The following is a 23,451-nucleotide window of genomic DNA, read 5'->3' as shown; positions in this document are numbered from 1 at the left end:
TTTGCTTTAAATAGTATGTTAACTTTTCCTTAATATATATATTTTTCTTTAATAGTGTTATTTAATCAATTTTTACATAACATATGTTATCTTTAGTTTATTTTCCTAAACAGGATTTTTTAAGTCATTTTTAATTATAACACAGGCTTGTAACATTTTCTATAAGTAATATTTATTTCATTAAATAATATTTTTTACAAAATATGATTTAATATTACATATTATAATATATTTTTACATTTATCATTAAATTATTCCATTTTTGTATATCTTTCGACATTTTTCTATTGTCGTATTTTCATTTTTTTTATTTTCTTTAAGTATTTTGATAATAATTGTATTCATACCCATATTATATTTTAATTACATTATTCTATATTTAATGGTAAAGTCCTCCTTTTTGGTAGTGATTTTATTAAATTTTTATAATATACTATTAAAAGTCTAGGATTTAATGTTATTTTTCCTACAATGCTTTTATAATGATCACATACAATATATAATTAAATATAGGGTTTATTAAAACTCTTATTTATAATTAATTTAAAATTGATTATAAACTATTGTTGAAGACTAAGGATTGGAGTTGAATTTATTGTGAAAATTAAATATGTTACTATACTTCTTCTATGTATTTGTTTGCCTTTAGTTTTTGTAGGTTGTGATTCCAAATCGGAGGAGCCTGTATCTAGAGAAACTTATCTTATGGGAACTATAATAAATATTAAAGCCTATGGAAAAAATGCTGATAAGGCAGTACAGGCTTCTGTGGATAAAATTTCTGATATAGAAAATAAAATGTCTCTTAATATATCTACTAGTGAAATTAATAAAATCAATAAAAATGCGGGAATAGCTCCTGTTAAAGTAAGTAAAAATACTTTTGACGTAGTAAAAGCTTCATTAATATATAGTGAAAAAACTAAAGGTTCCTTTGACATAACTGTAGAGCCATTAGTATCTCTTTGGGGTATTGGAACAGACAAAGCAAGAATTCCATCTAAGGATGAGATAAGCAATGCTTTAAGCCTTATAAATTATAAAGATGTTGTTATAAATGAAAAGGAATCTACTATTATGCTTAAAAGGAAAGGTCAGGCTATAGATTTAGGGGCTATCGCTAAAGGATATACCGCAGATGAACTAAAAAAAGTTCTTTTAAACTATAATGTTAGTTCTGCTTTTTTAAATCTTGGGGGAAATGTATATGTTTTAGGAAATAAACCTGACAAAACTCCTTGGAAAATAGGTGTTCAAAATCCTTTGGAACCTCGTGGAGATTATTTAGGTATAGTATCTGTTTCTGACAAGTCTGTAGTTACCTCTGGAAATTATGAAAGATTTTTTGAAAGAAATGGGAAAAGATATCATCATATATTTGATACTAAGACAGGTTATCCTGCAGAAAAAGGCCTTATTAGTGTTTCTATAATATCAGATAAATCCATAGATGGTGATGCGTTATCCACTAGTGTCTATACTTTAGGCCTAGATGAAGGTAAAAAATTAATAGAAAGCCTAAAGGATGTAGAAGCCGTATTTGTAACTAATGATAAAAAAGTTTATACAACCTCTGGGCTTAAAGATACATTTAAACTAACAAATACAGATTTTAAACTACAAAATAAATAATTTTTTTAAATAGTTTATTTTTATATTTTAATTAGAATATATTAAAATATAAAATTTAATTTTTAAATTTAATAAATTTTTATTTTGTTATAAGATAATAGGTGGTGATCTAATGAAAAAAGGTGATAAAATTGTAATATATATAGTTTCTATTCTATTAGCTTTAAGCGTAATAAGTATTATTTTCTTCAAATTCTTTGTAAAATCTGAAAATGCTGTAGCTGTAATAAAACAGAATGGTAAAATTATAGAAAAAGTTGATTTATCTAAGGTGAAAGAAAAAAAAGAATTAAAAATTAATTATAATGATAAAGATCATAAAGGTTATAATATTATAGAGATAGATAAAGGCTCTATTAGATTTATAGATGCGGATTGTCCTGATAAGGTTTGTATAAAATCAGGTGTATTAAAAAAACCTGGAGAAACAGCTGCTTGTCTTCCTCATAAACTTATAATTACTATTGAAAAAAATGATAAAGAAGTAGACGAAGTTTCTTATTAAATTTAGGAGTAATCTATATGAAAAATAAAAATTATAATACTAGAAAAATGATTTTTTTAAGTTTGATGGTAGGTATAGCATTAATTATATACATAATAGAGGCTCAAATACCTGTACTTTTTCCTGGTATTAAACTAGGTCTTGCTAATATTATTTCACTAGTTACCTTAATTATGCTAGGTGGGTATGAAGCCCTATTGGTTATGTTTCTAAGAACCCTTTTAGGCTCTATGTTTGCAGGAAATATGTCTTCTTTTATGTTTAGCTTGGCTGGTGGTTTTTTAAGTAACATTGTTATGATTATGCTTTATTATAAATTTAAAGAAAACTTAAGTTTAAGTTCCATAAGTATTTGCGGTGCTATATTTCACAATATAGGTCAACTCTTTATAGCAGCCTTTGTGGTAAAAGATTTTAGAATATATGTGTATTTACCAGTACTTATGATTTCCGGTATAATAACAGGCTATTTTATAGGCCTATGCACTAAATATCTTAATAAAAACTTAGGCAATGTAAAACTATTTAATGAACTAAAGAGCAATGAAAAATGATCAATTAATAATTATTAATTGATCATTAAATAAAAGAGCTAAGTAAATTTATTTACTTAGCTCTTTTTTATATACTCTATACTCTATACTCTATACTCTTTCTTAAAATATATCTAATATTCTAAAATCTCCTACTTTTTCATCTAATTTTTGTTCCACTGACTCTGATACTGAAGCTTTTCCACCAACAATAACTAAGTTACCCTCGTCCTCTATATTAGTTTCAACAAATTTTTCTGCATTAGCTATTTCTGATGTACCTGCTCCTAATCCACTCAGAACTAATGGTGCGCCTGTTTTAGCTGCTGCTGCTGAAGCTACTAGAGCATCTGCAAATTGACCTTGTCCAGCTTTTCCGCCTTGTCCTCCTGCTGCTATATATACATGACTAAAGTCTAATCCACCTTTACCTTTAAAATATTCTAGCACTGCTAAATTAGTTTGAAATCTGTTTTTAGATTGAGCATCTGAAGTTATCTTTGTACCATTTACAGAACTAACCACAGAGGAAGGTAACACACCACTACCACCTACTGCAAGAATCTGTAATTTGTTTTTTGATATTATATTACTTTTTACTACATTTGGTACACTTTTAGTATTTCCAAATAATACTGGATAACCATTAGTAGCTGCTACCGAAGCTACAGATAATGCATCTGCATATCCATCTTGTCCATTTACCAAAATACCTGTCTTTGATTTAGGACTTAATCTTAATATCTCTTCTGCCACTCTGGCATTAGTTCCATATCTTGTTTTGTCACCATATTTTTGTCCATCGTAACGTGTAACTTGGAACCCCTTACTTTTTAATGAACTTTCCATAGTTGTAGATACAACGCCAGTACCACCAACTATATATATTTTTTTAACATTTTGTAAGTCACTTATAGTTTTTAACACCTCTGACTCTAATGCTCCTTTATTTTCAGTTAAAAGTATTGGAGCATTTAATAATCTTGAAAGTGGTGCTGAACTTACTGCATCTGCATAGCCTGTACCATTTACTAAAATAACGGATTCTGATTTTTGGAATATTTCCTTTGCTGTTTTATTAGCCGTATCTATTCTATTACTTCCATTCATTCTTTTTATAGAAGCTGCTTGTACATTAGTAAAAGAAATTCCTATTACCATTACTAAAGTAGCAGTTATAACTGAAAGAATTTTTTTATTCTTCTTTAACATTAGTTTCCCTCCATTTATATAATTTTCTATATTTTTAATTATATACTAAATCAATTTACATTTATATATTCTATATAATATTCGTACAAAATCTTTTGTTTTTTAGAGTTTATTTTTAAATATCTCTTACTTAATATAAATTTTCTATATATTAAATTTATAATATATGTACATTTACTATTTTTGTAATTTACAGTGTATTAATAGAATATTTTATAAACTTGGAACTAAATATGTCAGTAAAACTCTAAGTAATTTAAAACCATTTACGATAAACAATGTACAATGATCAATTCTAAATAAACAATAAGCATTGATAATTGCACATTGTTTATCAAGTAAAAAAGAGTTAAGTAAATTTATTTACTTAACTCTTTTTTACTCTATAATCTATACTCTTCCCCTAGTTTGCTGGCTTTTCTTCTTTTACTACTATGTCTTTTCCATAAGCTATTAATGCATTTGTAGGACATTTTTTAACACATGCCATACATTTTACACATTTTTCTTTATCTACTACTGGTAGATTGTTTTCCATTGTTATAGCTTTTACTGGACAAGTTCTTTCACATAGTTTACATGTCATACATCCAACTTGGCAAATATCTTTAACAGCTTTTAATGTATCTTTAGAGTTACATGCTACTCTAATTACAGCTGATAATGGTTTTAGATCTATTACTGCTCTTGGACAAGCTTTTACACAGGCTCCACAACCTACACATTTTTCTGGATCTACTTCTGCTATTCCACCTTCTGTTACATGGATAGCATCAAATGCACAGGCTTTTGCACAGCTTCCTAAACCTAAACATCCATATTGACAAGATTTTGATGCACCACCTGGAACTACTGATGCTTGTTGACAATCCATTGTTCCGTAGTACTCTCCTCTTTGTTTAGCTTTATCACAAGTTCCGTTACATTTTACGTATGCTTTTAATGGTTCTGATTCATCTACAGAAACTCCCATTATTTCTGCTACTTTTGCTGATACAGCAGCTCCACCTACTGTACAGCAGTTTGGTGCTGCTGCACCTTCTGCTACTGCTTGTGCATAAGCGTCACATCCTGCATATCCACAACCACCACAGTTAGCTCCTGGTAAAGAATCTCTTATTAATGGTACCTTAGGGTCTACTTCTACGGCGAATTTTTTAGATGCATATCCTAAAAGAACACCGAATACAAGCCCTAGTGCACCTAAGCTTAATATAGGAAATAGTAATTCATTCATCTATCTACACCTCCTAATGTAGTAGTCCTTGGAACCCCAAAAATGCGATTGCCATAAGTCCTGCTGTTATTAATGATATTGGAAGTCCTTCCATTGCTTTAGGCATTTTATCGCATGCTTCCATTCTTTCTCTTAAACCTGCTAAAAGAACTATTGCAAGCATATATCCTACTCCTGAGAAAGTTCCAAATATTAGTGATTCTATTAAATTAAGTTTATCGTTCATGTTTATAATAACCGCACCTAATATAGCACAGTTTGTAGTTATAAGTGGTAAGAATATTCCTAGAGCTTTGTATAAACTAGGACTTTTCTTTTTAATAACCATTTCAACAAATTGAACTAGTGCTGCTATAACTAATATAAAAGCTATAGTATATAGGTAAGTTATGTTAAGTGGTACAAGTATAGCATTGTATACTATATAAGATATAAGTGATGCTAATGCCATAACGAATGTAACTGCAAGTCCCATCCCTGTAGCAGTTTCAACTTTCTTTGAAACACCAAGGAAAGAACATATTCCTAAAAATCTTGCTAAAACGAAGTTATTAACAAATAACGCTGATATAATCAAAGCAAATATTTTCATACTTTTTTTCACCCTTCTTTCTTAAATAAGGATATTTAAAATTCCTTCTCTTGGTTATTTAGCTTTTTTTAATTTTCTGCTATTTATTATTGCCATTAATATTCCTAATGTAAAGAATGCTCCTGGCGCAAGTATCATTATTAAAGCTGGTTGGAATGAAGATGGCATTATTTGATGTCCAAATAATTGTCCTGCTCCTAATAGTTCTCTTATCATTCCTATTACTGTTAATGATATTGTAAATCCTAATCCTTGGCCTAATCCATCAAATATTGAAGATACTGGACCATTTTTTGATGCATAAGCTTCCGCTCTTCCTAGGATAACACAGTTAACAACTATAAGTGGTATAAATATACCTAATGATTGATATAATGCTGGTACGAAACCTTGCATTAAAAATTGAAGTAATGTAACAAATCCTGCTATTACTACTATAAATGATGGTATACGAATTTTATCTGGTATTACTTTTCTAAGTAATGATATAACTAAGTTTGAACCCATAAGAACTACTGTGGATGCAAGTCCCATACCTATACCATTTTTAGCACTTGATGTTACCGCCAAAGTAGGACACATTGCTAAAACCTGAACGAAGGTAACATTTTCGTCTATAATTCCATTTTTTAATCTTTCACCTAAAACGCTCATTATTTTTGTCCTCCCTTCAATTCATTTTTATAAAATTTAACGGCATCATTAACACCATTTGTAACTGCTCTTGATGTTATAGTTGCGCCTGTCATAGCTTGTATTTCATTGTCTTTTCCTGGTGCTGTCTTAACAACTTCTAAATCTTTTTCAATTGGTTTTCCTTTAAATTGTCCAGAGAATTTTGGTTGTGGTGCATTTGCTCCAAGTCCTGGTGTTTCTGAATGGGAAAGAATTTTTATTCCTTCTACTTTTCCTTCTTTAGAAACTCCTACCATCATTTCTATTTGTCCACCGTAACCCTTTGTTAAAACTTTTATAGCATATCCTGCTGTATCGCTACCTGTTTTTCCTTCATTAACTTCTGTTATAGCATCCTTTTCTTTTCCATCCATTTTTTCAAATTTATCTGCTTTTGGAAGGATTTCTTTCATGGCTTCAGTATTTGTTTTTTCTACTTGATCTGCTATTGGCTTTTTAGTTATTACAAAAGCTCCTCCTAATATAAGACCAGCTACTGCTGTTATTATAAAAAGCTTTAATCCTAATTTTAGTGTTTCATTCTTTTCCATTATTTCACCTCCCCAAATACTCTTGGAGCTACAAATTTATCTATTAGAGGTACAAATAAATTCATTAATAATATTGAGTAAGAAACTCCTTCTGGGTATCCTCCAAATATACGTATAACTGTTGTTATAACACCACATCCTATTGCGAAGATAACCTGTCCTTTTTTAGTCATTGGTGAAGTTGTGTAATCAGTTGCCATGAATATAGCACCTAACATTAATCCACCTACAAATATTTCATATATTGCATTTCCAGACATAGCTCCATGTCTACCTATTATTGCTGTAAGTACAAATACAGTTCCTACATAAGTAACAGGTACATGCCAAGTTATTATTCTTCTATATAAAAGATACGCAAACCCTATAAGTAATGCTAAAGCTGATGTTTCACCAATACATCCTCCTATGTGTCCTACAAAAGCTGATGCTAAACTTGGTAATTCTCCTGGTGCTCCCTTTAAAATAGCAAGTGGTGTAGCTGTAGTAACCCCATCAACAGTCCAAGTAGTCATAGCTACTGGCCAAGATGCAAGTAAAAATGCTCTTCCTGCTAAAGCTGGGTTTACTATGTTTTGTCCAATTCCTCCAAAGAATTGTTTAACAACTATTATGGAGAAAAAGCTTCCTATAACTACCATCCATAATGGAAGTGTTGGTGGTACATTAAATGCAAGTAACATTCCTGTTACTACTGCACTTAGATCTCCTATACTTATATCTCTTCCTGTAGCTTTTTCCCAAATGTATTCTGCTGCTACACAGGAAATAACTGCTGTTAATATAACTAAAAGTGCTTGTAATTTAAAGAAATATATTCCTGCAACAGTTGCTGGAAGTAAAGCTATTACAACATCTCTCATTATTGATTGAACAGAGTCTTTTGAACGAATATGTGGAGATGAAGATAATGTATACATTGATTCAGACATCCAAAGTCACTCCTTACTTAAATTATTTTTTTCTTTTTGAAGCTATAACTGTACGTTTAGCTGTTCTTATAGATTGAATTAAATGACGTTTAGCTGGACATACAAAAGTACAGCATCCACATTCTATACAATCTAAACCGTGTAATTCTTCAAAGCCACCTAATTCACTTCTGTTAGATAAAGAATCTAATGTAGATGGTATTAAGTTCATTGGACATGCCTCTACACATCTTCCACATCTAATACAGCTTGATGCTTGTGGTAATACCGCTTGAGCACCAGTTAAGCTTAATAAGCCTGAAGAACCTTTTACTGTTGGTATATCTAATGTTGGTATTGTCATACCCATCATTGGACCACCGGATATAACTTTAACTGGATCTTCTTTATATCCTCCACAGAATTCTACTAATTCTCTAAGGTTTGTTCCAAGTTTCATTCTTATATTTTTAGGTTCTTTAACAGCTTCACCTGTAACTGTTATAATTCTTTCTATTAATGGTCTTCCCAAAACTACTGCATTATATATTTCTCTAACTGTTGCAGTGTTTTGAACAACACATCCTGCATCTGCTGGAAGTTTTCCTGATTGAACTTCTCTTCCTTTTATAGCATATATTAATTGTTTTTCTGCTCCTTGTGGGTATTTAGTTTTAAGAGCTTTAACTTCTATATTTGCTATTCCTTGTGATGCTTTTTTCATAGCTTCTATAGCATCTGGTTTATTATTTTCTATTCCTATATAACCTTTAGCTTCTGGGAATATTTTTAATATTATTTTTAAACCTTCTACTATTTTATCTGACTCTTCTAGCATAAGTCTGTGGTCACAAGTTAAATATGGCTCACATTCCGCTGCATTTACTATGATTGAGTCTATTTTTTTGTCTGGTGGTGGTGAAAGTTTTACATGAGTTGGAAAACAGGCTCCACCCATACCAACAATACCTGCTTGTTGGATTAATTTCATTATTTCTTCTTTTGTCATTTCGTTGTAGTCTTTTGGCTTTGGCATTTCAATTTCTTCATATTGTCCATCATTTTCTACAATAACTGCCATTACCTTTGTTCCTGCTGCAGTTAATACTGGAGCAAGATTTTTTACAGTACCTGAAACACTGCTGTGTATAGGCGCTGATACAAAGCCTGTAGCTTCTCCTATAACTTGACCTACTAATACTCTGTCACCCTTTTTAACTACAGGATTACAAGGTGCCCCTATATGTTGAGACATAGGAAAAACTAAATCGCCTTTTGGTAAATATTCTTCTATAGGCTTTTTCTCTGTAAGGTATTTTCCATGTGGTGGATGTACACCTTTTTTAAAAGTTAATAGTTCCATACTAATCCTCCTATCTTTATGCATACATGGTAAAAATCATGAAACACACAATATTATTACCTAAAATATGAATTGAATAAAAACAGTAAATTTATTATTATTAATTAAGAATAAAGATTAAAATAAAATAATAAACAACTTCATAAAGTTAAAACTACTACATAGTACATAATAATTGTAAGCAACAACTGTGCCAAAATAAAGCGCAAAAAAATTCCCTATAATTTTTATCTTATTTTTTAAATAGTAAGTAGTAATTATTAAGAAATTTTTAATATATTAATTTTATTTTAAGAACACACTAATTATTTTATAGGAATTTGTCCATATCTGCAAGTGTAATTTTACTAGCTATCATTACAAAATTTTACATTTTAAATTAAATTAAAATAAAATTATACTCATACACATTATAAGTTTTTTGTAATCGATTTACAAGAGTAATACTAAGTTTAATTTATAACATACTTTATATCATTTTATATACTTATATGTCTAAAAATTACAGTTTTTTTGTAATTTTTTCTTGTTCTTTTTTTGCTACAATATACAATTGTAAGTTCTAAAAACAAATCTTGCATTTTCTTCATTTGCCAACATTATAACTTAAGAAAAAATACTATGCCCTCTATGCTTTAAAAATAACTAGTAAAATTAAAAATGCATTTTAAAATATGAAGATATACAAATTTTTAAAAGTATAGTCAAAATATTAACTGAATGCTTTTATTATGTTCTTTATTTTAATTATATGTTTTAAGTATTGTTTCTATTAATAATATTGATTTTTAATGAATTTCATAATATAAATATATGTTACTTATATTTGTATATAATAGCTTTATGGAAATTTTTATATATGCTTCATACATTAACTTTTTAAGTTATAATAAGAATTTTCGATTTTATTGTTATATTTTTAACATAATTGTGCATAAAATAAATTTTATTCATTTGAATAAAAATTTGTCTTACCCATTACTTAAAATGGAGTTATACTACTCTTAGTTTAAAAAAAGACTTAACACTAGCTTCAACCTATTAAAAAAGGATATGTGGCGAGATCGACAACTCAATTCGCTAAGAGATTCTAATTTATTTTTTACCTATTGCAGATTTTCCTTTCAGTTGGAAATTATTATAACAGCTTTTGAAGGCATTAAAACAAGAAATATTTTTAGAGAAAATAGATATCTAGAAAAATAATGAGAATACTTTATTTGTGATCTAATATTTAAGCGTAAAGTAAACAGGACGTTTGCTTAGCTCTGTTGCCACAGGATGTGGCATTAGAGCGTTAGCTTAAATATTAGGACACAAATATTAGTATTCTTTATTTTTATAGCTATCTATTGAACAAAAATATTTCTTGTTTTAATTCTAACTCTTTAAAAGCTGTTAAGTCCTAATTTCCTTTTTTATTGCTAGGAAAATTATCATTACAATCAAAGAACATAATATCCCTGTAGATTGTGCATTTAATATCCATATACCTTTGTCATTGTTTTGAAATTGTAAATATAATGTTACTATTATTCCTATTATAGATGATATAAAAGCTATTTTAGTATTTGGTTTTTCTGAAAATAGTCCAAATAATAGTGGTACTGTTAAAGAAACTGACATTAGTGTATAAAATATAGACAATGCTGTTATTATATTAGGTAATATAAAGGCCATAGCTACTCCCAATACTCCGCCTATGACTGTAACTATTCTCCCTGCCTTTAATAGCTTTTTATCTTCTATTTTAGGATTTATAAAAGTTTTATATATATCTTCTGTAAAGGTGGTTGTTAGCATATATAAAACCGCATCTGCTGTACTAACTTCCGCTGCAAATATAGCGGCTAATGCTAAAGCAGATACTGAAAAAGGCATTAGGTTCTTCATGACCATAGGTAATGCTAATTCCTGTTGATTAAGATTAGGAAACACTGCAAAAGCGCACATTCCTAATATAGTAGGTAAAAATGCAAACAATCCTTGAACTACTGCACATATTCCTGCTCCTTTTTTTATGGTTTTCATGTCTTTTGCTCCGTAAACTTTCCCTATCAATCCTGGTGATATAAAAAATGATGGTGTAAGCATTAAAAACCACCCTACTATGGTACTTATACCTATACCTTTTAAACTAAAATAATTTACACTTTCATTTGCTGATAAATTATTTAGTATAGCTGTATGTAATCCAGTAAATCCATTTACACTCTTTATACAATAAGGTACTGCAATTATAAACCCTAGTATTATTATTACTAATTCTAATACGTTTACTATAGCTGAAGATAAAAGCCCACCGGATGAAAAATAAAGAACCACAACCACTGCTCCAATTAAAATTCCTATATTTTTATCAATGCCTGAAGTTACATTTAATATCCATGCAATTCCCATAAGTTGACCTGCAAATAATGCTAACGTACCTATGGTCATCATTATAGATATAGCTCCTTTGAAATATTTAGAATATCTTATATCTAAATAATCTCCTAAGGTATACAAATTGTATTTCATGGATTTTTCCCATATTTTAGGTCCTACCAAAAAAGCTAATACAGCTGTTCCTATAGCAGACATAAATATCCACCAATAAGAAGATACTCCATATTTATATGCAATACCGGTTATCCCAACAGTGGACCCTGCCCCTATATTTGCTGCTATTAGTGTAGTAAATAATAATTTAGAATTAAGTTTTCTTCCTGCTACAAAAAAATCTGCAGCACCTTTCACATATTTTTTGACAAAAAATCCTGCTAATATAAGTATTATGGCATATATTATTATAAATATTAAATATCCGTTCACAATCAACTAGTTATGGAAATCATAACAAACCACAACCTCTCCTTTCTATGTTTTTTCTTTTTTCTTTTTATGATTTTTTTAAACTAATATATTTTATTAAATCTTCATAATAGTTTACAAGATTTAATTCCATATCCTTTTAATCTCTTATATTCTATTAAAGTTATATTTTATATTACAATATTTATTTAATACATAATATTTTTCATTATATTATAATTTAAAACCTGATGCAATTGCATCAGGTTTTAATAAATTTTATTCATCCTCTACCATAATTAATTTTATATAAAAAGTTATATATCCCTTTTGGTATTCCGCCCAAATACTGCCTTTATGCATTTCTACTATACTCTTGGCTATAGCTAACCCTAAACCACTTCCACCAGTTGATGCAGTTCTTGATTTATCTAACCTATAAAATCTATCAAATAATTTTTTTAGGTCTTCTTTTGATATTTCTTCACTTTTATTTGATATGGATACCATAGAAAATACTCTTTCCTTATACAAATTAATTTTTATTTCTCCTGGTTTTATACTATACCTTATAGCATTCATTATTAGATTTTCAAAAACTCTTACCATTTTGTCCGCATCTATTTCTGATACTATTTCAGAATCCCAGGCATATTTATTTATACTTACTTTATTTTCTTCACATATAGGTACTAATTCTTCTATTAATTGATCTAATAATTCTCCTAAAATAATCCTTTGTTTGTTTAAGGTTACTCTGTCATTTGTATATTTAGTATAAGAAAATAAATCCTGTATTAAATTTTTTAGTTTTTCCGATTTGTTATAAGCCACATTTGCATATTCCATCAACTCTTTTTCACTTTTAAATTTCTTTTCTTTTATTAATCCTAAATAACCCATTATAGATGTAAGGGGTGTTCTTAAATCATGGGAAACATTTGTTATTAAGTCATTTTTAGCTTTTTCTATCTTTCTTTCTTTTTCCATTTTATCACTCAACTCTTTTGCCATATAATTTATATTATCTGCTAATAATGCTAGCTCATCGTTTCCTACTCTTTTTACTCTATAATCTAAGTTTCCTTTTGATATTTGTAAAAGTCCATTTGATATTTGTTCTATATAATTCATTTTCTTTTTTGTTATAAATAGAAATCCAAATATAAATACTATAACAGCTAACAAAAACGCACTTACAGATTTATCCTTGGTATAATATACAGTCTCTGCTCTTGGTATACCTTGAACTATTATATAAGCCTTTTCATTTTCAAAAATCAATGGATTAATACTTACAAATTCTTTTCTTCCTATATCATAATCATATTGATAATTCCCTGCATTTTGAAGTTGTATATTATTTTTTATAATTTCAAATATATCAACCTTTTCGGCTTCTACATTTCCTACCTTAAAAAGAATTTTCCCTTCAGTATTAGCTATAAATATTTTATTGTTCTTATCTATGCTCCAATGCCTATCTATAATATCTTGTATAGTCTTTTCATCTTCTATTTTTAATTTTTGGCTATTAATTTCATTTGATATAGATAAAGAATTATTATAAATTTCATTTATTCCTTTTTCATAATCTATCTCTGAATACCTACTAGCTTTAGTTAGATAACTATTAGCTATAATATATGTCATAATAGCCATTAAAAAACATAATGCAAAAGTAAATATAAGTTCTAGTCTTATGCTTTTTTTTACTTTATAGGATATTAATTTATATACATATTTAAAAGGTTTTATTATCTTATTAAATAATCTCTTTATTCTATTTTTCAACCTTGTATCCAACTCCCCAAACTGTTTTTATATATCTTGGATTTCTAGGGTTTTGTTCTATTTTTTCCCTTAATTTTCTTATATGAACCATTACTGTATTATTTGAATCTAAAAATTCCTCTTTCCATACTAATTCATATATTTTTTCTATACTAAACACTACCCCTCTATTTCTAGCCAGTAGCTCCAAAATATCAAATTCTCTTGGTGTAAGTTTAACTAGCTGATCTCCAATCCTAACTTCATGGGTTGCTACATTTATAGTTATATCTTCTATAGTAACAATATCTTCATTTTCATTTCCATTTGAATTATTAAGCTTTATATATCTTCTTAACTGAGATTTAACTCTAGCTAAAAGCTCTAAAGGATTAAAAGGCTTTGTTATATAATCATCTGCACCTGTCGTCAATCCTATTATTTTATCCATATCTTCACTTTTAGCTGAAAGCATTATTATAGGCATACTTTTTTCTTCTCTTATTTTCATGCAAGCTTCTATTCCATCCATCTTAGGCATCATTATATCTAATATTATAAGATGAACATTATTAGTCTTTAAAAGTTCTAAAGCTTCTATCCCATTAGATGCTTTTAAAGTTGTATAACCTTCATTGGTTAAGTATATATCTATTAAATCTCTGATTTCTTTTTCATCATCAACAATGAGTATTTTTTCTGCTGACATTTCTTAATCATCTCCAAACCATAATAATTTATCATATTATAAATTCCTTCACCTAAGATTATAGCAAATATTATATCGAATAAAACATGTTGTTTTATAAATTCAGTAGATAATATAATAAGTATCCCCAATATTCTAACAATAATATTAGTTATTCTATTATTTTCTACTTCATTATTTAACATATATCTCATAATAATATAAGTAGTTATAACATGAATACTTGGAAAACAATTATAAGGATTATCTGTATTATATATAAATTTAACAACACCACTAAAGGTATCATTAGCTATTACTTCTGGTCTTGGTACTGTGGTTTGAAAAAAGAAAAATATAATATAGCTTACAATTAAACTTATTATTATACTTGATAAAGATTTATAATATAATTCTCTATTTTTAAAACACATATATATTAAAGATATAATTATAAATGGATACCAAACCATATAAGGAACAGAAAATGCAGGTATAAAAGGCATAGATTTATCCAAGTCCGTAACTAAAGTGTATACTCCCCTATTTGAGTTATTTAAAATACCATAAAAAATATTTACTATTGGTATTATTAACATTAAGCTTAATGGTATAATATTTTCTTTAATTTTGTGTATCAACTTAACTTCCCCCATAACCTTTTTTTTGTTTTTATCTTATATAATAATTGTACTTAAAATATCTTAATAAAAACTTTTCTTAATCCTTAATACTTTCTTAATATAAATAAGGAAAGTGCTACGCACTTTCCTTAAATTTGTCCTGTTATAAATTGTATTATTATACTTACTACTGCTACATTAAACCATACTATAACGCCTAAAAGTATTGGTTTAAATCCTGCCTTAGTCATTTCTTTAAAGTTTGAACTTAGCCCTATAGCTGATAGTGCCATTACTATTAAAAATTTTCCTAACTCATTTATATAATGAATTGTATTTCCTTTAAATAATCCCATAGTATTTAATAGGGATGCTACTAAAAACCATAATATAAACCATGGAAATATTTTTTTAAAGGAATAATTTACTTCTCCCGTTCCCATTTTAGCTTCTTTTTTCTTTTTATAGGCTGTTATAAATGCAAATATTAATGATATTGGTATTATTAGAGTAGCTCTTGTTAATTTAACTATAGTTGCATATTCTCCTGCCTTATTGCTAAAAGCATATCCTGCAGCTACTACGGAGGAGGTATCATTTATAGCTGTTCCTGCCCATAATCCAAAGGCTTTATCTGAAAATCCTAATAGATGACCTAAGGGTGGAAATATTAAAACAGCTATTATGTTAAATAAAAATATAGTGGATATAGAGTAAGCTATCTCCACTTCATCTGCTTCTATTATAGGAGATATAGCTGCAATAGCAGAACCTCCACATATAGCTGTACCTACTCCTATTAAAGTTTTTAGCTTGTCTGGTATTTTAAAAAACTTACCAACTACATAAGCAGTTATAAAGGCTGTGGCTATTGTAAATATAGTCACTTCTAAGGATTCTAACCCTGTTTTCCTAACCTGTGATAAACTTAATCCTGCCCCTAAAACTATGATAGCCCATTGTAATACTTTTTTTGATGTAAATCCCACTCCTTCTATAGTATTTTTAGGTTTACCTATAATATTGTTTATCATTATGCCTATTATTATGCCAAAGACTGCTCCCCCTATTACTGGCATTAAGTTTCCAAGCCAAGTTGCTAATAGAGCTATAGAGAACGATAGCAAAATCCCTGGTAATATAGTTTTTAGTCTTTTCATTTTTTCCATCTCCCATTTTATCTTGTGATTTTTAATTTTAAATATAAACTGATATTATTACTTTTCTTTCCCTTTATTATTTTATATTCTTTATAGTTAAAAGTTAAATATTATTATTTTATAATTATAATAAGTATTTACTTATTATAAACTCTATTTTTATAAAAACATCTCTTAAAGATATTAAAACAAGAAATGCTTTTAGAGAACATAGATATCTACAAAAATAATACCATAATATTTTTTAAATTTAAGTTACATTTTTTTATGTTCTTAATATTATATAGTAGGGGAATAGAGGTGATTATATGTATTTTAACAAAAGATCTCCTTATAGATATTTAGTTGTTGGTAGTGACACTAAAGTACCTCTATATAATGGACAACTATCTCCTTGTATAAATTTTGATAATGCAGCTACTACACCACCTTTAGTTTCTGTAATGAATGCTATTGTTAATTTTTCTCCTTGGTATTCCTCCATTCACAGAGGTACTGGATATAAATCTCAATTATCTTCTAAAATATATGAAGATTCTAGAGAAACTGTTGGGAAATTTGTGGAAGCTGATTTAGACAAAGATACTGTTATATATGTAAAAAATACTACAGAAGCTATTAATAAACTTTCTTATAGACTTTGTTCCTATGATGATGATTCTATAATTTTAACTACTTCTATGGAACATCATTCTAATGACTTACCTTGGAGAAATAAATATAAGATAGATTATATAGAGGTAGATGAATTTGGAAGATTAGTAATGGAAGATTTAAAAAACAAACTAATAAAATATGGTGATAAAGTTAAATTAGTTACTATTACTGGTGCATCTAATGTAACAGGATATATAAATCCTATTTATGATATAGCAAAATTAGTTCATGAATATGGATGCAAAATTTTAGTAGATGGAGCACAACTTGTACCACATTGTAAAATTAGTATGAAACCCTATAATAGTTTAGAACACATTGATTATTTAACTTTTTCTGCTCATAAAATGTATGCACCTTTTGGTGTAGGTGTTTTGATAGGACCTAAAGAAACTTTTGAGGAAGGCGCTCCAGACTATAAAGGTGGCGGTACTGTAAATGTAGTAACTAAAGACTATGTTTTATGGGCAGATCCTCCTGAAAAGGATGAAGCAGGTACCCCAAATGTCATGGGTGTTGTAGCTCTTGTTGCATCTATAAATGCCATAACAAGCATAGGAATGAAAAATATTGAGATTTATGAACAAAATATTTTCAAATATGCTTTTAAAAATATTGCACAAATACCAGATGTTAAGATTTACTCATGCACAGATGTAAATTGCCCTAGAGTTGCTATAATACCCTTTAATATAAATGGTATGCACCATAGCATGACTGCAGAAATACTTTCTAAAGAGTTTGGTATAGCTGTAAGAAATGGCTGTTTTTGCGCTCAACCCTATGTTCAAAAAATATTAAACATTCCAAAAGAGGAGATAGGGTCATATGCAAATGCTCCTATGAATAAAAGACCAGGTATGGTTAGATTGAGTTTTGGTATGTATAATGACATTTACGAAATAGACTTTCTAGTTATGGCTCTTAATAAAATAGTTCAAAACAAAAATAAATATTTTAAAAAATATAGTTAAGATATAACACCTATAAGTTTATATTATTCCCCATAACTTATAGGTGTTATTTCATACATTTTACTTTTAAATTTTAAAAACTTTATATTTATAAATATATTATATGCTTTATACTTTTACACTATCCACTGCTATTTCTTTTTTGCTTTCACCTACATCTAATTTTAATAATCTAGCCAAAGATTTAGATGTACTTGCTTGAAATGTTAATGTTATTATTATAGTTGTAAATGTGACTGATGCTATTATATCTGAATTCTTTATATGCATTGTTAAGAGCATGCCTACTAAAGCTGCTGGTATAACGCCTGTTTCCCTAACCCACATAAGATAAATTATCTCTTTTATATTCCATTTTGCCTTTCTATCAAATATAACTGATAAAAATGCTGATACTGGTCTTGAAACAAATATTAATAATGCTACTACTAACAGATCCTTTGTAAAATACTGAGATAATACTCCGAAGTCTATATGACTTCCTAGTAATACAAATATCATCATTCTTAATATTATAGTTAAGACCTCTTTAAATCTAAGATGAGTTTGATTATATTCATCTGGTATACAGCAATTAATTCTTTTCTTATTTCCACATACCATACCTATTATGAATACTGCCATAAACCCACTAACACCTAATTTATCTGCAATTAAATAAGTCCCTATTACTGCTACTATTGATACTTCTGAAGGAAATTCCTTTAAAAATGCATACTTTTCTCCTGCTATTAATTTGGTAGACATATAACCAAAAATACCACCTATTAAAATTCCTCCTAAAGATGACTTTAATAATTCAAAAGTACTCTTACCTAATGAAAACTCTCCACCTGCTATAACCCCTAAAATAGCAAAGGTTACTATTGCCGCTGCAGCATCATTAAATGCTGATTCGGATATTATGGTTTGCTTTAATTTATTACTTACATTCATATTTTTAAATAAAGGTACTAAAACTGATGGGTCTGTAGATGATACTATTGCACCTAATAATAATGCATATATAAAATCTATATGAAATATTTTATAAACAAAAAATCCTGTAATACCTGTAGATATAAAAACTCCTAAGGTTGACAAAAGTAATACAGATATTTTTACTTCATTAAAAACTTTCAAATCTATTTCTCTACCACCATCATAAAGAATATATGCCGCTCCAAAAGTTAATATCAGTTGATTTCCTACAGGGTAAGAATCTATATTTATAAGATTCAATACTTCTGGTCCTAGTATAACCCCTGCTAAAATAAATAAAACTACATCTGGCAAATTAACTTTTCTACTTATTTTCCCAAATACTACACCAGCTAAAATAACCAATGCAATCAACTTTAATATATTATTAGCCGATAAAATTACATTTGTTTCCATTTAAAAATCATCTCCAAGCAATTTTTTATATTACTTTATATGTTATATCACCTTTATATTTAAATTACAATATACTTTTCAAAAGTTTTTTGTTAATTATTTCAATTTTTTGTCACTTTTTTAACATTTATGTAGAGTAAAATTACATATTATATGTTTAACTATAAAAACTAAAGGAAACCCTTTTATTATATGTTAGGGTTTCCTTTTTGTTCTTATTTAGTTATAAATACTATATATTAAATAGCTTTTAATCAAATTAATATAGTTTTTGTTACCTTTAACTTCAATTGAATATTTCTTACAAATCCTATAATCCAAGTACTTCTGAAATTTCTTCCATGGAATTAAGCGACAATTCTGCGAATTGTGGAAATTCTATTCCAAGCTTTTCTATAGACTTCATAGCTTCTCTATTTGCTCCTGCGGCAAATCTTTTTTCTTTCATTCTTTTTGTTATAGATTTAACCTTTACGCTAGAAATTTTTTTATCTGGATATACTAATGTTATGGCTGTTATAAATCCTGTTATAGGATCTGCTGCATATATAGCCTGATCCATTTTTGATTTTATTTCTACTCCTGATTCTTGATTATGAGCACATATAGCATTATACATATCTTCATCTCCAAAACCTTCAGCCTTAAGTATTTCAACAGTTTTTGGTCCATGAAGATGAGGATTTTGTACATAATCTACTATATCCGCATCTAAATCATGTAAAAGTCCTGTTATACCCCATTTATCTATATTTTCTGGATCTAACTTTTCTGCTAGCCCTCTCATTACTGCTTCTACAGCATAGGAGTGCTTTATCAAGTGTTCTGCTTTTAAGTTATTTAATAATAGTTCTTCTGCTTTTTCTCTACTAAACATATGTAATAGCCCCCTTATAAAATTTTTTGCTTTAAATTTTATTATATAATAACAATTTATAATTTCAAGTATATTCTATAAATTCAGAAATTTATTCGTAAAATTTTCAGTATATATTTAAACTTTTTTCAGTATCTCTCAAAATAAATTTAGTTTTAATATAGCAAATATAAAAAATACATGCATTAAACATATGAATAAGCTTTAGTAGGTCTTAATTAGGGAAATTAAAATTAAATCTATTTTATTTTGAGGTATCTTTATTTAATTTACTTCTCTCAAAAAAATCATGGTTGGTATTGCTTAAATTTTTTGCTCAAAATTATTTTCATAAGTAGAAAATCTATAAACCACTGAAAAGCCGTTATCCACCAAACATATACTACAGAATATTTTAATTTATATATATAATAATAAAACAATGGCACTCTTATACACCAACTAGAAATTAAAGTTACAATAAAGGGTGTTTTGGCATCTCCCATACCTTTTAAAATATCTTCAACAACGGTAGATGCAGCTATAAATGGTTGTTCTATAGCTCCAACTAACAAACATAAAGTTGCTAATTTTACAACTTTTCTTTCTTTATTACCCACAAAAAATCCTACTAACAAATTAGGCATAAAAATAAATAATAAAGAAAATATTAAAGATATACTAACCGCGAACCAAACAGATTTATTTGCATATTCTTTTGCACCTTTATAATCTTTTTCTCCTATTTTTATTCCAACCAATGTAGTAGCAGAAACTCCCAAAGCGGCACTAGGTATTATGGAAACTGTTTCTATGGTATTTGCTATTTCATTAGCGGAAAAGGAAATACTCCCAATTTTTATTATCATAAAAGCGCACAATAATCTACTTATACTAAATGTAGCTTCTTCTAAAGATGCTGGTATATACATATTTAAAATGTCTTTTATCTTATCTATTTTAAACAATTTAAACAAATTTATATTGCCATGAGATTTTAATTTATCTAACATGTATATAAATGAAAATATAAAACCCATTATTTGAGATAATATGGAGGCTAATGCTGCTCCAAATACACCTAATCCTTTTTTTCCTATACCAAATATAAAAATAAAATCCAATATAATTTTACAGCTACTTACTATTACTGCTGTAAAAAAAGGTATTCTTGTATTCTTATATCCTCTTAGTATAGAATTTATAATTTCCGTATTCATTTTAAAAAAAATTGAAATAGCCATTGTCTTATTAAAAACATTAGCTATTTTAAGTATATCTCCTCTTGCACCTGCCATATATAAGATTTTTTCACTTTTATAAAACATAAGATAACTTATTAAAAATGAAATTATAACTCCTAAAAATAAACCACATATAGAGTATTGTTGTGCATTTTTATAATGTCTACTTCCTATACTTCTAGCTATTAGTGAAGTTAAAGAAACTGCAAGACCTACGGAAATAAACACATCACAAAGAGTAAAAATAACTCCATTGCTTAATCCTACTGCAGTTAAACATTTATTACCACCATAATTTCCTATCATCATCATATCAAATACTATCATTAGATTATATAATGTCATTTCTGCTATGATCGGAATAGAAGTGTCTAGAATTTCTTTCATCGTATATTTTTTTGTCATATCATCCCTCATAAAAATTAATTATATTTATCCGATGACTACCCGCTCTAATACTCCCATCTTATTCAAAGTTGGTTCAAAGAGCGGTTACGTCCCTGGATAACGATTTCTAAGCTTTAGTGGAAGTAAAAAACTTCCTCTAAATCTAAGAACTCTGTTTATACCTTAAAATTCATTTAACAAATTTTATATAGAATTTTTATTTAAATTTTGGGGAAATACTAAACTATAAAATATGCTAACTTAAAGCATTAAACTCTATTACTTTATATATTCATATTTATATTGGGTTATGAATAATTTCATTTTTAAATATTTTATTCCCTTTTTATCAACTTCAAGAACTTTATTTATAATAAAATTTCTAGGAGGACAAAAATAAAATGAATAAGCAGAAGAAGTTAATTTTAATTATAATTTTATGTATATCTATTACATATCTTTTTTTATATAATAATAACAAAACCTATGTCTATACTTCTTTACAAGAAGAAAATTCTTTAGATAAAGATTTAGTTAAAAATAACTTAGAAGAAATATATAAAAAAAGATGTGAATCTTTTACTTCTTTAGATTTAAAATCTTTAGAGGATTATTTTGATACTTCTCATAAATACGGTGAATGGTCTTTAGCACATGAAATTAAAAGAATTAAATATTTAAATGATTGGTCTTATAATAGAGGAATTAAATTTACTAATGTAGCTTCTTCTTTAAAATTTAAAAAAATATCGCCAACTAAAAAAGGTGTGAGGGTATCTTTAGATGAAGTGTATAAATTTGATTATGAGTATAAATCTGATGAAACACCTACTAAAAATTCTTTTGGTGTTTCCATACAACATACTGTAGATTTAGTAAAAAAAGATGATGGGTGGATTATATTTACAGACTGGTATACTGATTGTTTTGAAGATGCTCTTAAATCTTATTCGGCTGATACAGATAATTTAGATAAACAAACTTCTCCTCCAAAATATAATATTAACTCATGCTCTAAAAATTATGAACCTAATTATGAAGGTAAATATAATAGAATAAAAGCTATAGAGTATGCAGATAAATATTGCGGTATTCCTTGGGCTAGCGGAAATGATCTAAAACATAATAAAAAATATAAAAATTTCACTGGTGCTGGAGGAGATTGCACAAATTATGTTTCTCAAGTTTTAGGCGATAAAGAAGCTGGTGGCCTACCTTTCGATGGAACCTGGTATTGTAGGTATCATAAATATGGTGGAGGTGAGGGAAGTAAAGCTTGGGTGAATGCAGATGCTTTTAGAAATTACCTTATATATAGCGGAAAAGGAAATTTAATAAAGAAAGGTTCCTTTGAAGATTTAATAAAACCTAATGATAATTATAGCTGCGGTATTATAGAAAAATTAGAACTAGGTGATATGATTTGTTACGCCCTAGGAAGTAATATAGATCATTTTGCAATAGTTACTGGCTGGGATTCCCATGGATATCCTTTAGTAAATTCTCATACTACTGATAGATATAGGGTTCCTTGGGATTTAGGTTGGGGAGATAAAAATATATTTTTTCACTTGATTCATATAAAGTAAATATTATAATAAATTTCAAATAATATTTTAATACAAAGTTGCCACTAATAAATTTTTATAGGCAACTTTATTTTTTTATTTTAAAATTTTATCTATTGTAATATATATGTATCTATTAT

Annotated in this window: 20 protein-coding genes; 5 read left to right on the top strand and 15 right to left on the bottom strand. The window is 27.9% G+C overall.

Features of this window, described 5'->3' with window-relative positions:
* Window positions 1–597: 597 nt before the first annotated feature.
* The 3 genes from ACYUDJ_RS05010 to ACYUDJ_RS05000 all read left to right on the top strand — a co-directional run bounded on the left by ACYUDJ_RS05010 (window position 598) and on the right by ACYUDJ_RS05000 (window position 2,691).
* A complete protein-coding gene (locus ACYUDJ_RS05010) occupies window positions 598–1,632 on the top strand; it encodes an FAD:protein FMN transferase (protein WP_043031122.1) in 1,035 nt (344 codons plus the stop codon).
* Window positions 1,633–1,744: 112 nt separating this feature from the next.
* Complete coding sequence (locus tag ACYUDJ_RS05005) at window positions 1,745–2,137, top strand: NusG domain II-containing protein (protein ID WP_003487436.1); 393 nt, start codon at window positions 1,745–1,747, stop codon at window positions 2,135–2,137.
* 17 nt (window positions 2,138–2,154) lie between these two features.
* On the top strand, window positions 2,155–2,691 hold the full coding sequence (locus tag ACYUDJ_RS05000) for a Gx transporter family protein (RefSeq protein ID WP_043031119.1): 537 nt from the start codon (window positions 2,155–2,157) through the stop codon (window positions 2,689–2,691).
* Between the two features lie 102 nt (window positions 2,692–2,793).
* On the opposite strand, the gene ACYUDJ_RS04995 is transcribed toward ACYUDJ_RS05000, so the two are convergent.
* From ACYUDJ_RS04995 to ACYUDJ_RS04940, 12 genes are all read right to left on the bottom strand, one after another.
* Window positions 2,794–3,882, bottom strand: a complete 1,089-nt coding sequence (locus ACYUDJ_RS04995) for a cell wall-binding repeat-containing protein (RefSeq protein ID WP_043031117.1) — start codon at window positions 3,880–3,882, stop codon at window positions 2,794–2,796.
* 403 nt (window positions 3,883–4,285) lie between these two features.
* The gene (rnfB, locus tag ACYUDJ_RS04990) at window positions 4,286–5,119 is read right to left on the bottom strand and encodes an RnfABCDGE type electron transport complex subunit B (protein ID WP_043031115.1); all 834 of its coding nucleotides are present in this window, start codon (window positions 5,117–5,119) and stop codon (window positions 4,286–4,288) included.
* A gap of 13 nt (window positions 5,120–5,132) precedes the next feature.
* Entirely contained in the window at window positions 5,133–5,711 is a 579-nt protein-coding gene (locus tag ACYUDJ_RS04985; protein ID WP_042385801.1) for an electron transport complex protein RnfA, read from the bottom strand.
* A 54-nt stretch (window positions 5,712–5,765) separates the two neighbouring features.
* Window positions 5,766–6,365, bottom strand: coding sequence for an electron transport complex subunit RsxE (rsxE, locus tag ACYUDJ_RS04980; RefSeq protein WP_043031113.1), 600 nt, complete (start codon window positions 6,363–6,365; stop codon window positions 5,766–5,768).
* Window positions 6,365–6,937: an RnfABCDGE type electron transport complex subunit G gene (locus ACYUDJ_RS04975; protein WP_003487446.1), complete on the bottom strand. Its 573-nt coding sequence runs from the start codon at window positions 6,935–6,937 to the stop codon at window positions 6,365–6,367. Before ACYUDJ_RS04975 ends, rsxE begins: the two co-directional genes overlap by 1 nt.
* Window positions 6,937–7,869: an RnfABCDGE type electron transport complex subunit D gene (locus tag ACYUDJ_RS04970; protein WP_003487448.1), complete on the bottom strand. Its 933-nt coding sequence runs from the start codon at window positions 7,867–7,869 to the stop codon at window positions 6,937–6,939. The genes ACYUDJ_RS04975 and ACYUDJ_RS04970 overlap by 1 nt, the downstream gene beginning before the upstream one ends.
* Window positions 7,870–7,891: 22 nt before the next feature.
* Entirely contained in the window at window positions 7,892–9,211 is a 1,320-nt protein-coding gene (gene rsxC, locus ACYUDJ_RS04965; protein WP_042385803.1) for an electron transport complex subunit RsxC, read from the bottom strand.
* A 1,398-nt stretch (window positions 9,212–10,609) separates the two neighbouring features.
* The gene (locus ACYUDJ_RS04960) at window positions 10,610–12,025 is read right to left on the bottom strand and encodes a sodium:solute symporter family protein (protein ID WP_043031181.1); all 1,416 of its coding nucleotides are present in this window, start codon (window positions 12,023–12,025) and stop codon (window positions 10,610–10,612) included.
* A 258-nt stretch (window positions 12,026–12,283) separates the two neighbouring features.
* Window positions 12,284–13,798: a sensor histidine kinase gene (locus ACYUDJ_RS04955; protein ID WP_003487456.1), complete on the bottom strand. Its 1,515-nt coding sequence runs from the start codon at window positions 13,796–13,798 to the stop codon at window positions 12,284–12,286.
* The gene (locus ACYUDJ_RS04950; protein WP_003487459.1) at window positions 13,788–14,486 is read right to left on the bottom strand and encodes a response regulator transcription factor; all 699 of its coding nucleotides are present in this window, start codon (window positions 14,484–14,486) and stop codon (window positions 13,788–13,790) included. Before ACYUDJ_RS04950 ends, ACYUDJ_RS04955 begins: the two co-directional genes overlap by 11 nt.
* Window positions 14,432–15,106: a phosphatase PAP2 family protein gene (locus ACYUDJ_RS04945; RefSeq protein WP_052303008.1), complete on the bottom strand. Its 675-nt coding sequence runs from the start codon at window positions 15,104–15,106 to the stop codon at window positions 14,432–14,434. Before ACYUDJ_RS04945 ends, ACYUDJ_RS04950 begins: the two co-directional genes overlap by 55 nt.
* Before the next feature lie 131 nt (window positions 15,107–15,237).
* Window positions 15,238–16,248: a YeiH family protein gene (locus tag ACYUDJ_RS04940; RefSeq protein ID WP_042385805.1), complete on the bottom strand. Its 1,011-nt coding sequence runs from the start codon at window positions 16,246–16,248 to the stop codon at window positions 15,238–15,240.
* 308 nt (window positions 16,249–16,556) lie between these two features.
* Between ACYUDJ_RS04940 and ACYUDJ_RS04935 the strand changes: the two genes are divergently transcribed.
* Window positions 16,557–17,879 carry an aminotransferase class V-fold PLP-dependent enzyme gene (locus tag ACYUDJ_RS04935; RefSeq protein WP_003487467.1) on the top strand — a complete coding sequence of 441 codons (1,323 nt, stop codon included), beginning with the start codon at window positions 16,557–16,559 and terminating at the stop codon, window positions 17,877–17,879.
* A 108-nt stretch (window positions 17,880–17,987) separates the two neighbouring features.
* On the opposite strand, the gene ACYUDJ_RS04930 is transcribed toward ACYUDJ_RS04935, so the two are convergent.
* The 3 genes from ACYUDJ_RS04930 to ACYUDJ_RS04920 all read right to left on the bottom strand — a co-directional run bounded on the left by ACYUDJ_RS04930 (window position 17,988) and on the right by ACYUDJ_RS04920 (window position 21,761).
* Window positions 17,988–19,256, bottom strand: a complete 1,269-nt coding sequence (locus tag ACYUDJ_RS04930) for a cation:proton antiporter (RefSeq protein ID WP_043031112.1) — start codon at window positions 19,254–19,256, stop codon at window positions 17,988–17,990.
* A 310-nt stretch (window positions 19,257–19,566) separates the two neighbouring features.
* On the bottom strand, window positions 19,567–20,133 hold the full coding sequence (locus ACYUDJ_RS04925) for an HD domain-containing protein (protein ID WP_003487471.1): 567 nt from the start codon (window positions 20,131–20,133) through the stop codon (window positions 19,567–19,569).
* Between the two features lie 287 nt (window positions 20,134–20,420).
* Window positions 20,421–21,761 (bottom strand): MATE family efflux transporter, encoded by a 1,341-nt coding sequence (locus ACYUDJ_RS04920; RefSeq protein ID WP_042385806.1) that lies wholly within the window; start codon window positions 21,759–21,761, stop codon window positions 20,421–20,423.
* 383 nt (window positions 21,762–22,144) lie between these two features.
* Between ACYUDJ_RS04920 and ACYUDJ_RS04915 the strand changes: the two genes are divergently transcribed.
* Entirely contained in the window at window positions 22,145–23,332 is a 1,188-nt protein-coding gene (locus ACYUDJ_RS04915; protein ID WP_043031110.1) for an amidase domain-containing protein, read from the top strand.
* Window positions 23,333–23,451 lie beyond the last annotated feature (119 nt).

The organism is Clostridium sp. CTA-6, from assembly GCF_054768115.1.
Note: the sequence above shows the minus strand (reverse complement) of the source record. Positions and strands in the feature narration are given on the sequence as shown.

What these genes read in the sequence shown, in the direction of transcription:
- ACYUDJ_RS04920 (WP_042385806.1), bottom strand. Translation starts at nt 21,761, where the DNA reads ATGACAAAAAAATATACGATGAAAGAAATTCTAGACACTTCTATTCCG.
- ACYUDJ_RS04915 (WP_043031110.1), top strand. Translation starts at nt 22,145, where the DNA reads ATGAATAAGCAGAAGAAGTTAATTTTAATTATAATTTTATGTATATCT.
- rsxE (WP_043031113.1), bottom strand. Translation starts at nt 6,365, where the DNA reads ATGAGCGTTTTAGGTGAAAGATTAAAAAATGGAATTATAGACGAAAAT.
- ACYUDJ_RS04985 (WP_042385801.1), bottom strand. Translation starts at nt 5,711, where the DNA reads ATGAAAATATTTGCTTTGATTATATCAGCGTTATTTGTTAATAACTTC.
- rsxC (WP_042385803.1), bottom strand. Translation starts at nt 9,211, where the DNA reads ATGGAACTATTAACTTTTAAAAAAGGTGTACATCCACCACATGGAAAA.
- ACYUDJ_RS04995 (WP_043031117.1), bottom strand. Translation starts at nt 3,882, where the DNA reads ATGTTAAAGAAGAATAAAAAAATTCTTTCAGTTATAACTGCTACTTTA.
- ACYUDJ_RS04935 (WP_003487467.1), top strand. Translation starts at nt 16,557, where the DNA reads ATGTATTTTAACAAAAGATCTCCTTATAGATATTTAGTTGTTGGTAGT.
- ACYUDJ_RS05000 (WP_043031119.1), top strand. Translation starts at nt 2,155, where the DNA reads ATGAAAAATAAAAATTATAATACTAGAAAAATGATTTTTTTAAGTTTG.
- ACYUDJ_RS05005 (WP_003487436.1), top strand. Translation starts at nt 1,745, where the DNA reads ATGAAAAAAGGTGATAAAATTGTAATATATATAGTTTCTATTCTATTA.
- ACYUDJ_RS04925 (WP_003487471.1), bottom strand. Translation starts at nt 20,133, where the DNA reads ATGTTTAGTAGAGAAAAAGCAGAAGAACTATTATTAAATAACTTAAAA.
- ACYUDJ_RS04975 (WP_003487446.1), bottom strand. Translation starts at nt 6,937, where the DNA reads ATGGAAAAGAATGAAACACTAAAATTAGGATTAAAGCTTTTTATAATA.
- ACYUDJ_RS04970 (WP_003487448.1), bottom strand. Translation starts at nt 7,869, where the DNA reads ATGTCTGAATCAATGTATACATTATCTTCATCTCCACATATTCGTTCA.
- ACYUDJ_RS04940 (WP_042385805.1), bottom strand. Translation starts at nt 16,248, where the DNA reads ATGAAAAGACTAAAAACTATATTACCAGGGATTTTGCTATCGTTCTCT.
- rnfB (WP_043031115.1), bottom strand. Translation starts at nt 5,119, where the DNA reads ATGAATGAATTACTATTTCCTATATTAAGCTTAGGTGCACTAGGGCTT.
- ACYUDJ_RS04950 (WP_003487459.1), bottom strand. Translation starts at nt 14,486, where the DNA reads ATGTCAGCAGAAAAAATACTCATTGTTGATGATGAAAAAGAAATCAGA.
- ACYUDJ_RS04930 (WP_043031112.1), bottom strand. Translation starts at nt 19,256, where the DNA reads ATGGAAACAAATGTAATTTTATCGGCTAATAATATATTAAAGTTGATT.